Genomic DNA, 11,023 nt, shown 5'->3' on the forward strand with positions numbered 1-11,023 from the left:
CGCGGTCCCGACAGTCTCCCCGCACTCCCACCTGACCTGCCGTTCTGCCAAGGAGTACGCGGGCTTCGTGCACGTTCGGATGAACTCCGACTCGCCGGCGGCCCGCGCGGTGCCACTTGCGGGTGACATCGCGCAGCGGCCGTCGGCGCGTCGGAGTTCATCCGAACGTGCACGAAGCCCGCGTACTCCTTGGCAGAACGGCAGGTCAGGTGGGTGTGCGGGGAGACTGTCGGGACCGCGTCCGCACGCTGCGTTGACGCGATATCGGGAGGATTGGTCTGATACCCCGTCCGAAGTTGCTCAACGTGACGAAGGGGTAGCGACACGTGCGCCTGTTCAGATTGCTCATCGGCGGGGTTCTGGCAACCCTGTTCTCGACGCTGCTGCCAAGCGCGACGGCGTACGCGATCGGCGCCAACCTCATCGGCAACCCCTCGGCGGAGACCGCCGCGGGCTCGGGGCCGGCCAGTTGGACGTTCGACAAATGGGGGACCAACAGCGCCACGTCGTCCTGGAAGACCGGCGGCAAGGACGGGCAGAAGAGCCTCGCCGTCACGATGACCTCCCGCGTCTCCGGCGACGCCAAGTGGATGTCCGCGCCGGTCTCCGTGAAGCCGAAGACCAAGTACGTCGTGTCCGACTGGTACATCAGCGACGTACAGACGTCGCTCGAGATCGTCTACACCAACGCCGCGGGCAGGCAGACGTTCACCTGGCTCGCCGACGCCGCCGCCTCGGCCGCCTGGAAGCAGCTCTCGGTCGAGCTCACCACCCCCGCCGACGCGGTGAAGGCGTCCGTCTACCACGTGCTGGCGAAGAAGGGCAGCCTGCAGACCGACCTGTACCTGCTGGCCGAGTCCGGCGCCAAGGACCCGGCACCGCCGCCGGCCTCGGTCGCGCTGACCGCACCCGCCAATGGCGCGACCGTCGGCGGCACCCAGCAGATCGCCGCCACCGCCAGCGCCGACGTGGTGGGCGTGAGGTTCGCCGTCGACGGCGTCGATCTCGGCGCCGAGGACACCACCGCGCCGTTCACCGCCGACTGGGACACCAGGAAGGCCGCCAACGGGGTGCACACCGTGACGGCCACCGCGCGCACCGCCTCCAGCGCGACGGCCGCCACCACGAAGGTCACCGTGACGGTGAACAACACGACGAGCACACCGCCGCCGGCGACGCCCGGCAACCTCATCGCCAACCCGTCCGTGGAGACCGCCGCGGGCGCCGGGCCGGCCGGCTGGAGCAGTTCGAGCTGGGGCACGAACACGGCCGCGTTCAGCTACCTCACCACCGGCCGCACCGGCAGCCGCAGCATCAAGACGCAGATCACGAAGTACACCAGCGGCGACGCCAAGTGGAGCCCGGCCCCGGTGAGCGTCACACCCGGCAAGACCTACCAGTACGCCAACTACTACCAGTCCAACGTGGACAGTGAGATCGACGTCGAGGTCACCATGGCCGACGGCTCCGCGCAGTACGCCTTCCTCGCCGCCGCGCCCGCCTCGGCGAGCTGGGCGAAGGTCAGCGCGCAGTACACCGTCCCGGCCGGCGCCACGAAGATCACCGTCTTCCAGGTGCTGGCGAAGGTGGGCTGGGTGAACGCCGACGACTTCTCGCTGAGCGAGTACACGCCGGCGCGGCTCAACCGGGCGCTGGTCAGCCTGACGTTCGACGACGGCTGGCGCTCGCAGTACACCGCCGGCGTGCCGCTGCTGGACAAGTACCGGATGGGCGCCACGTACTACCTGCTGACCAGCACGATCGGCTACCCGGACTACATGACCAAGGCGCAGATGGGCGACCTGCCCAACCACGGGATCGAGATCGCCTCGCACACCGTCGACCACCCGCACCTGCCGACGCTGAGCGCCGCAAAGATCGACAGCGAGCTCAAGGACAGCCAGGCGACGCTGCGACAGTGGTTCGGTCCCGGCGTGGCGAAGAACCTCGCGACCCCGTACGGCGAGTACAACGCCACGGTGCTGAGCACGAGCAAGAAGTACTACCGCTCGCACCGCTCCACCGACGAGGGCTTCAACACCAAGGACAGCACCGACGTCAACAACATCAAGGTGCGCAACATCCTGAACACCACCACGCCGGCCCAGGTCGGCCAGTGGGTCGATCAGGCGATGCGGGACAAGAGCTGGCTGGTGCTCGTGTACCACGAGGTGTCCACGACCGCCGAAGACCCGACCTACGCGGTCACGCCGGCCAACCTCGAGGCCGAGCTGAAGCTGATCCAGAGCAAGGGCATCGCGGTGCGGACCGTTGATGAGGCCCTGGACGAGGTGGTTCCGCAGCTGGCATAGCATGGTGACCGTGGGGTGGATCGTCGAGAGCTTGGGCCGGTTCCTGCTCGGCAAGGATCCGGCGGTCCACCCGAAGACCCGGCTCGGCCGGGCGCTGCCGGTCATCGGCGCCGTGGCCGGGCTGGTGTCGGGCCTGCCGGCGTATCAGTACTACCTCGGCAACGTCCGCGGGGTCGGCGGCCGCGACTGGCTGCTGCTGCTCGTCGCCTCGGGGCTCATCGCCGCGCCGATCGCGCTGGTCGCTACCCGGCCGCTGCTGGCCTGGCGGATCGCGTTCCTCGCGGGGATCCTCACCCCGCTGCGCATCCACATCGAGCAGGGCACACCCTGGCCGTGGCAGCCGTTGCAGATGCTCAGCTATCCGCTGATCCTCGCCGTCGTGGCGATCCGTCACCCGCGCGGCGTGGTGCTCTGGACCGGAGCGTCCGCGTTCCTGCTCGTCACGCTGTACGTCTGGCCACCCAACATCGCCGGGCTGCTCCTGCTCGTCATGGCGATCCTCATCATCGGCGACCAGATCCGCCGCCGCCGCGAGGTGCAGCGCGCGCTCGCCGAGGAGGAGGAGCGCTCCGAGCTCGCCCAGGCGCGGCGGGCGGTCGCCGAGGAGCGCAACCGGATCGCGCGCGAGCTGCACGACGTCGTCGCGCACCACATGTCGCTCATCGCCGTGCGGGCGGAGACGGCCGTCTACCGCATCGAGGGCGTGCCGCCGGCCGTGGCCGAGGAGCTGCAGGCCATCGCCGGCACGTCACGCGAGGCGCTCACCGAGATGCGCCGCCTGCTCGGCGTGCTGCGCGACGACTCCCTTCCGCTGACCGAGCCGCAGCCGACCCTCGACGAGCTCGGGGGACTGGTCCGGGAGGCGCGGGAGGCGGGCGTGCGGGTGAAGTTCTCGCCGCTGCCCGGCACACCGGTGCCGCCGGGGGTCGGGCTGGCCGCGTTCCGCATCGTGCAGGAGGCCCTGAGCAACGCCCGCCGTCACGCGACCGGCGCGCCGGTGACGATCACGATCCGCCGGCACGCGTCCGACCTGGTCGTCCTCGTGCGCAACGAGCCGACCGGCGCGGCGCCCGGACCGGCGAGTGAGGGCAAGGGCCAGAGCAAGGGCCATGGCCTGCTCGGCATGCGCGAGCGGGCCACGGCGGTCGGCGGGACCCTGCTGGCCGGGCCGGTCGCCGACGGCGCGTACGAGGTCGTAGCCACCCTCCCGCTGAACGGAGACGCATGATCAAGATCCTGATCGTGGACGACCAGGCGATGGTCCGGCAGGGCTTCGCCGCGCTGCTGGCCGCCCAGCCCGACTTCGTCGTCGTCGGCGACGCGGCCGACGGCGAGCAGGGCGTGGCCCTGGCCCGCGACCGCGCCCCCGACGTCGTGCTCATGGACATCCGCATGCCCGTCCTCGACGGACTGGAGGCCACCCGGCGCATCCTCGGCGTCGCGCCCGGGCTGCACCGGCCCCGCGTGCTCATCCTCACCACGTTCGACCTGGACGACTACGTGTTCGAGGCGCTTCGGGCCGGCGCGTCCGGGTTCCTGCTCAAGGACGCACCCGCCGCCGAGCTCGTCAACGCGGTGCGGGTCGTCGCGGGCGGCGACGGGCTGCTCGCTCCCTCGGTGACCCGCAAGCTCATCGAGCAGTTCGCCGCCCGGCCGCGCGCCGTGGCCCACCAGCCGGCCCGGCTGCGCGACCTCACCCCGCGTGAGGTTGAGGTGCTGCGGCTCATCGCGCGCGGGCGGTCCAACGCCGAGATCGCCGAGTCGCTGGTCGTCGCCGAGCAGACCGTGAAGACCCACGTGAGCCGGGTGCTGCAGAAGCTCGACCTGCGCGACCGGGCCCAGGCCGTCGTGTTCGCCTACGAGACCGGGGTCGTCAACGCGGGAGAGCAGTAACCCCGCGGTACGACGTGCGGGATGGCTCCCGGGAGTGACGCGCACGCACACGGTGGCTGCCTATCTTCACGCGCATGTATACGGTGGATACCCTGATCGACTGGTACCGCGAGTACGCCGCCGACCTGCGCATCGCCCGTGAGGAGCAGCGCGAGCTCCTCGCGCGGCGCCCGATGCGCCCGAAGCTCGACGACCTCGAGGCCGAGATCAGCTACCTCACCGTGCGGGCGCTGCGCCCGCACACGGTCATCGAGATCGGCTCGTACCACGGCTGGTCCACCTCGTGGCTGCTGCGCGCCCTGCGCGACAACGGCGACGGCGTGCTGCACACCTACGACCTTGTCGACCACGCCGCCCGCACCCTGCCCGACGAGCTGACCCACACCCGATGGCGGTTCACCCGCGGCGATGTGCGCACCGCCGAGCTGCCCGACGACCCGGGCTTCGTGCTCGTCGACGCGCGGCACACGGCCGGCTTCGCCCGCTGGTACACCGCGGCGGTCCTGGACCGGCTCAAGCCCGGCGTCGCGGTCGCCGTGCACGACATCTACCACGGCCGGCGGCCCTGGCCCAACAGCGAGGGCACCGTGCTGCTGCGCTGGCTGCGCGGGCGCGGGCTCGGCTACCTCACCGCCGCCCGCCACGGCGACCCCGACCTGCGCGACCACCTGTTGGGCGTGAAGCGGCGGCTGGCTATGTCCGCCCCCGTGCACACCGGCACCCACGACCCGATGGTCTTCTTCAGTACCGCGGAGCCAGTCTGATGACCGCTCCGCGGTATGACGATCGGACCCCGGCCCCGTTCCTACCGTCCCCGGCATGCGAACGCTGCTGCTGCTCCCCGTCGTCGCCGCCCTGCTCACCGTCTTCGGCCCGACCCAGCCGGACGCCGCCGCGCCACCGCTGCCGATCCACAGCGGGCGGTACCCCGACGGCCGGGCCCTGGAGGTCGTCGGCGACCCGTCCGCCGCCCGGACGGTCGTGGTGCTCGTCCCCGGCGTCAACTCGACCGCCGCCAACTTCGACCGCGGGCTGGGCGGCGTGCAGCGCCGGGCCCCGGCCTGGCAGGCACACCGGCTCGCCGACGAGATCGCGGCCCGCGGCGGCCCCGGCGCGGCGGACCGGGTCGCGGTCGTGGCCTGGCTCGGGTACCGCACCCCGGAGGGCGTGGGACTGGACGCGGCGCGCGAGGACCTCGCCGCGGCCGGCGCGGCGGCGCTGCGCGAGTTCGTCGCCCGGCTGCCCGGCGAGCGCATCGTCGTGGTCGGGCACAGCTACGGCTCCACCGTCGCCGGGCTGGCCGCGCCCGGGCTGGACCGCCGGGTGAGCGACATCGTCGCGCTCGGCAGCCCCGGCATGGGCGTGGACTCGGCGGGCGAACTGCGCACGGCCGCGCACGTGTGGGCCGGCAGCGCGGCGGACGACTGGATTCGGCGCATCCCGGGCGTGCGGGTGCTCGGCGCCGGGCACGGCGCACACCCGTACGACCCGTCGTTCGGGGCCGAACCGCTGCCGGTCGGCGGGGTCGTTGGCCACGACGGCTACTTCGTCCCCGGCACCGAGAGCCTCCGCGCGCTGGCCGACATCGCCCTCGGCGCGGTCCCGGCCGGAGCTCTGTAGCCCCCTCGGTGCCCGCCTTCGCGGCTATGCTGCCGGCCATGGCGAACTTCGATGTCCTGGTGCTCGGCGGTGCCGGGGTGGACACCATCGTCCGGGTGCCCGAGCTGGCCGTCCCGCCGGGCGACTACCTGCCGGTGCCCCCGGTGCGCGACTACGTGGCCCACTCGGGCAACGGCGTGGCGCTCGGCTTCCACGCGCTGGGCCTGCGCACCAAGTTCGCCGACTTCATCGGCGACGACCCGCAGGGCGAGCTGATCCGGGCCCGCTACGCCGCCACCGGCCTCGACTTCAGCGGCCACCCGGCCCCCAACGGCACCCCGCGCAGCGTCAACCTCGTCGACGCCGGCGGCCGTCGCTTCTCCTTCTTCGACGGCCGCCACCCCGAGGGCACCGTGCTGCCGGAGGAGTTCTACCTGCCCCTCGTCGAGCGCGCCGCGCACGTGCACGTCGCCACCCCCCGCACCCCGGCGGTCTGGGCCGCCGCCCGGAGGCTCGGCATCTCCACCTCGACCGACGTGCATGCCTGGAACGGCACCGACGACTGGGCGTGGCCCATGGCCGGCGAGGCCGACCTCGTGTTCCTCAGCTCCGCCGCCGCGCCGGAGCGCATCGACGACATCATGAAGCGCATCGCGACCGAGGGCCGCGCCTCGGTCGTGATCGCCACCGAGGGCGAGGCCGGCAGCCGCGTCCTGGCCGGGGCGGACGGGGCCGTGCGGCGCTTCCCGGTGGCACGCCCGGAGCGCCCGGTGGTGGACAGCAACGGCGCCGGCGACGCGTACAGCACCGCCTTCATGAGCCGGTGGCAGCGGGGCCGCCCGGTGCCGGAGTGCGCGCTGGCCGGCGCGGTCTCCGGCGCCTTCGCCTGCGGGGCGGCCGGCACCCACGAGGAGCTGATCACGGAGCCGGAGCTGGCCGCGGCGCTCACGCGTGCGGCTCCGGGCTTCCCGGGCGTCGATCCTTCCCGACTGGCCGCATAGGGCCTCCCTGCTCGGCCGGCCGCATAGGGCCTCCCTGCTCGGCCGGCCGTGTCGGGCCTTCCTTTCCGGCCGGCCGTGTCGGGCCTTCCTGCTCGGCCGGCGGTATCGGGTCGTCTTTCCTCGCCGGCCGCATTGGCAGGAGCAGGGCGGGAATCGCCGCGAACGCGGTGAAGCCGGTGACCCACCGGAAGGTGTCAGCGTAGGCGGCGGCCGGCGCGCCGGGGTGGTGGGCCGTGCGGTGCTGCAGGATCGCCGCCAGCACGGCCGCGCCGATCGAGGCGCCGACGGTCTGGACCATGGTGATGGCGCTGGTCGCACCAGGGATCATGGTGGGCGGCAGGCCCTGGTAGGCGGCGGACGAGACCGGGACCGCGACGGCGGCGATCCCGATGCCCCAGACCAGCAACGCGGCGGCGAGGACGACGTCGGCGGTGTGCGAGGTCACCTGGGTGTAGGCGATGGCGCCGACCGTGGTCACGGCGATTCCGGTGAGTACGACCGGACGCGCGCCGACGCGGTCGGTCAGCCGGCCGACGTAGGGCAGGGCGAGCATGGTGCCGAGGCTCTGCGGGGCCAGGAGCAGGCCGGCGGTGAGCGCGTCGTGGCCGCGGACCTGCTGGTGGTACAGGGGGATCAGCATCAACGCGCCGAAGATCGACAGTCGTGACACGAAACCGAGCGCCGAGGCGGCGGCCAGTGCCCGGTGCGCGAACAGGCGCAGGTCGAGCACCGGGGCGCCGGGCGTGCGCAGTGCGTAGACGACGAAGGCGGCAAGCAGGGCCGCGCCGGCGACCAGCGGGAGGAGCCCGCCGCCGGGCGCGCCGGTCCGGGACAGGCCGAGGACGAGCAGGGCGACGGCGGGCGACAGCAACGCCAGACCGGGCAGGTCCAGGCGCCGGAACTGCCGCGGACCGTCGGCCGGGATGCCGCGGTAGGACAGCGCCAGCGCGAGCAGGCAGACGGGTACGTTGACGTAGAAGATCCAGCGCCAGTCGAGTCCGTCGACGATCAGGCCGCCGAGCAGCGGGCCGACGACGGGCGCGAGCTGCGTGGGCACGGCCGCGATCGCCATCACCCGGCCGCGGCGCTGCGGGCCCGCGGCGTGCGCGAGGATCATGATGCTCAGCGGGACGATCATGCCGCCGCCGATCCCCTGTGCGGCCCGGAACGCGATCAGGCTGCCCACCGACCAGGCGGTGCCGCACAGCGCCGAACCGGCCATGAACGCGGTGAGCGCGAACAGCCACATGGTCCGGATGCCGAACCGCTCGGCCAGCCGGCCGGCCAGGGGGACCATGATCGCGATCGACAGCAGATACGCGGTGTTGACCCACTGCACCGTGGCGATGGGGGCGTGGAAGGCACGGGTCATGCCGGCCAGGGCGACGGTGACCATCGTCATGTCCAGCATCGCGGTGATGGTGCCGGTGACGACGACGGCGCTGAGCCTGAGTACGGCACGGTCGAGGCGCGCGACAGTCTCGCTCATGAATTGCACTATACGGTGCAGTGTAGTTCCGGGCTACACTGCACCGTATAGTGGTGGCTATGTCGAATGCCCCGGCCCCGCTCCGTCAGGGGTCACCCGTCAAGCGCGCCGCGATCGCGCGCGCGGCGCTCGAGGTCTTCGTGCGGGAGGGCTACGCGCGGGCGAGCGTCGACGCCATCGCCGCGAGCGCGGGCGTCTCCAAGCGCACCATCTACGACTACTACGGGGACAAGGAGCAGCTGTTCCTGTCGACCCTCCGGGAGACCCAGGAGGCGCAGACGGCGGCGTTCAACGAGCTGCTAGACCGTACCGTCGGCCGGTTCGACGACCTCGAGGCCGCCCTGACCCGCTTCGGCCGCGAGTTCGCCGTCGAGATCGCCCGATCGGCGGAGCGGGCCGCCGTGATGCGTCTCATGATCGCGGAGGCGTCGCACTTCCCGGCCCTGTTGGAGCGGGCCTCCGCCGGCTCCGTCCAGCGCGCCCTCGCCGACCGGCTGGCCGAGCTGGCCGAGCTGGGCCTGCTGGACATCCCCGACCCGATGGAAGCCGCCGAGTTCCTGGGGCTGCTGGTCACCGGCCGCGTGAACAACCGCTCCTGGTACGGCGCCGTGCAGCTCGACGACGCCGAGATCGCCCGCCTGGCCGCGGGCGGCGTACAGATCTTCCTGCGTGCCTACCGCCGCCCGAGCGAGAGACAATCGGGGGCATGACCGCACTGTTCGCGGACCTCGGTGTCACCTCGCCCGTCATCGCGGCGCCCATGGCCGGTGGGCCCACCACGCCGGCTCTGGTCGCGGCGGCCGGGCGGGCCGGGGCGCTCGGGTTCCTCGCCGCCGGGTATCGCACGCCGGACGACCTCGCCGCCCAGATCGACGCCGTGCGGGAGGGCGGGACGGAGGCGTTCGGGGTCAACCTGTTCGCGCCGAACCAGGTGCCCGTCGACGCGGCCGAGTTCCGGCGATACGCGGAGGAACTGCGGGCCGAGGGCGAGCGGTTCGGGCTGGACCTGTCCGCCGCCGAGCTCTTCGAGAACGACGATTACTGGGCGGAGAAGGTCGACCTGCTGCTCGCCCGGCCGGTGCCGGTGCTCTCGTTCACGTTCGGGCTGCCGCCCGAGGGGATCGTCGCGGCGCTGCGGCGGGCCGGCACCGTCGTGCTGCAGACGGTCACGTCCGCGGACGAGGCGCGCGCCGCGGCCGACGCCGGGGTGGACGGGCTCGTCGTGCAGGCGTTGGCGGCCGGGGGGCACTCGGGCACGTTCACGCCGGAGGTGATGCCCCGGGACGTACCGCTGCCGGACCTGCTGCGGGCGATCCGGGCGACGGTGCACCTGCCGCTGTTCGCGGCCGGCGGGATCGCGACCGCGGGCTCCGTCGCCGACACGCTGCGGGCCGGGGCCGAGGCGGCGATCGTCGGCACGGCGCTGCTACGCACGGACGAGAGCGGCGCCTCCGCGGTGCACAAGGCCGCCCTGGCCGAGCGGGCCGGAGCGGACACGGTCGTCACGCGGGCGTTCAGCGGGCGGCCGGCGCGGGCGCTGCGCAACCTGTTCGTGCGGCAATACCACGAGCGCGCGCCGCTGGGCTATCCGGCGGTACACCACCTGACAACGCCCCTGCGCCGTGCGGCGGCCGCGGCCGGCGACGCCGAGCGGGTCAACCTGTGGGCGGGCACCGGGTTCCGGCACGCGAGCGACGGCCCGGCCGCGGCGGTGCTCACGGCGCTGGCGGCCGAAGCCTAGACGGTCAGGCCGCGCTCGTACGCGTACCGCACGGTCGCGCACGCCGGTCTTGGCGAAGAGCCGGTTCACGTGCGACTTGACGGTCACCTCGGTCACGAACAGGCGCTGCGCGATCTCACGGTTGGACAGGCCGGCCGCGATCAGCCCGAGCCCCTCGGCCTCGCGCGCCTGAGGCCGTCGGGCAGCGGGCCGGGAGACGCGGCGCCGGGCGCGGCCGCTCGCGGGTCGGCGGCCGGCGGTGGGCGGTGGGCGCTCCTGGACGGCGGCGGCCAGCAGGCGTTGCTGCACGTGCGGGTCGAGCACCGACTGGCCGGCCGCCGCGGCGCGCACCGCCTGGGCGATCTGCACCCGACCTGCGTCCTTGGTCAGGTATCCCAGCGCGCCCGCGTGCAGCGCCGCGAGAATGTGCTCGTCGCCCGATCGGGCCCTGCCCTACCTGGGGCTGATCCCGCTCGTCCTCGGGCTGCACCATCGCCGGCCCATCCCTGATCAGTTTCCTCTGCGGTAGTGGGCCGTCGCCAGTGTCGGCTGGCAACCTCCGCGTAGTAATCCCGGCGGAGGCACTGGGCATCGGTTGAGTCGAAAGCGGCAGGCGCCACGGTCCAAGAAGTCACAACCGTTTCCGTGTCGCCCGTGGAGACGACTCATTCCGGCTCTTCGAACTTGGCGGGGGTCTGAGGGTCGGCTGACGTTCCACTGTGGACCCTGACTGATAGATGCCCGTAGCTCTCGTAGATCATGTTGTTGTCGAAGCAAGATGATCACAACAGAAGAGCTACGGGCGTGGCTAACAATACGACGCGGCTGCTGGGCCTTCACGGCCTGGCCGTGGTCGGGGTCGCCGACGACCCCGACGGACCGGTAGTGCACCTGGTCACCGCCGATGAACAGGCACGGCACTGCCCGGACTGCGGCACCCGGGCCCGGCGCTCGAAGGGCCGGCGGGTGACCCGGCCGCGTGACCTGCCAGTCGGTGGCCGCCGACCAC

Annotated in this window: 10 protein-coding genes and 1 pseudogene; 9 read left to right on the forward strand and 2 right to left on the reverse strand. The window is 72.8% G+C overall.

Annotated features, from left to right (window positions below; genetic code table 11):
- Positions 1–326: 326 nt before the first annotated feature.
- From ABT297_RS41270 to ABT297_RS41295, 6 genes are all read left to right on the forward strand, one after another.
- Complete coding sequence (locus ABT297_RS41270; RefSeq protein WP_350559039.1) at positions 327–2,312, forward strand: polysaccharide deacetylase family protein; 1,986 nt, start codon at positions 327–329, stop codon at positions 2,310–2,312.
- Between the two features lie 10 nt (positions 2,313–2,322).
- Positions 2,323–3,540, forward strand: coding sequence for a sensor histidine kinase (locus tag ABT297_RS41275; protein ID WP_350559042.1), 1,218 nt, complete (start codon positions 2,323–2,325; stop codon positions 3,538–3,540).
- Positions 3,537–4,205, forward strand: a complete 669-nt coding sequence (locus ABT297_RS41280; RefSeq protein ID WP_350559045.1) for a response regulator — start codon at positions 3,537–3,539, stop codon at positions 4,203–4,205. The genes ABT297_RS41275 and ABT297_RS41280 overlap by 4 nt, the downstream gene beginning before the upstream one ends.
- Before the next feature lie 74 nt (positions 4,206–4,279).
- Positions 4,280–4,969, forward strand: a complete 690-nt coding sequence (locus tag ABT297_RS41285) for a class I SAM-dependent methyltransferase (RefSeq protein WP_350559048.1) — start codon at positions 4,280–4,282, stop codon at positions 4,967–4,969.
- A 55-nt stretch (positions 4,970–5,024) separates the two neighbouring features.
- Positions 5,025–5,825: an alpha/beta fold hydrolase gene (locus ABT297_RS41290; protein WP_350559051.1), complete on the forward strand. Its 801-nt coding sequence runs from the start codon at positions 5,025–5,027 to the stop codon at positions 5,823–5,825.
- A 38-nt stretch (positions 5,826–5,863) separates the two neighbouring features.
- Complete coding sequence (locus ABT297_RS41295) at positions 5,864–6,805, forward strand: carbohydrate kinase family protein (RefSeq protein WP_350559054.1); 942 nt, start codon at positions 5,864–5,866, stop codon at positions 6,803–6,805.
- On the opposite strand, the gene ABT297_RS41300 is transcribed toward ABT297_RS41295, so the two are convergent.
- Positions 6,750–8,294, reverse strand: coding sequence for a DHA2 family efflux MFS transporter permease subunit (locus ABT297_RS41300; RefSeq protein ID WP_350559057.1), 1,545 nt, complete (start codon positions 8,292–8,294; stop codon positions 6,750–6,752). The two genes, ABT297_RS41295 and ABT297_RS41300, sit on opposite strands and share 56 nt — an antisense overlap.
- A 59-nt stretch (positions 8,295–8,353) precedes the next feature.
- On the opposite strand from ABT297_RS41300, the gene ABT297_RS41305 reads away from it, so the two are divergent.
- Both ABT297_RS41305 and ABT297_RS41310 read left to right on the forward strand, forming a co-directional pair.
- The gene (locus ABT297_RS41305) at positions 8,354–9,004 is read left to right on the forward strand and encodes a TetR/AcrR family transcriptional regulator (protein ID WP_350559061.1); all 651 of its coding nucleotides are present in this window, start codon (positions 8,354–8,356) and stop codon (positions 9,002–9,004) included.
- A complete protein-coding gene (locus tag ABT297_RS41310) occupies positions 9,001–10,035 on the forward strand; it encodes a nitronate monooxygenase (RefSeq protein WP_350559064.1) in 1,035 nt (344 codons plus the stop codon). The genes ABT297_RS41305 and ABT297_RS41310 overlap by 4 nt, the downstream gene beginning before the upstream one ends.
- Before the next feature lie 30 nt (positions 10,036–10,065).
- Here ABT297_RS41310 and ABT297_RS41315 read toward each other — a convergent pair.
- A pseudogene (locus tag ABT297_RS41315) lies at positions 10,066–10,383 on the reverse strand (LuxR C-terminal-related transcriptional regulator); the annotation flags it as partial.
- Positions 10,384–10,818: 435 nt separating this feature from the next.
- On the opposite strand from ABT297_RS41315, the gene ABT297_RS41320 reads away from it, so the two are divergent.
- Positions 10,819–11,023 (forward strand): transposase family protein (locus ABT297_RS41320; protein WP_350559067.1); only part of this gene is annotated, 205 nt, incomplete at its 3' end.

This window comes from Dactylosporangium sp. NPDC000555 (genome assembly GCF_040300025.1).
GTDB lineage: Bacteria > Actinomycetota > Actinomycetes > Mycobacteriales > Micromonosporaceae > Dactylosporangium.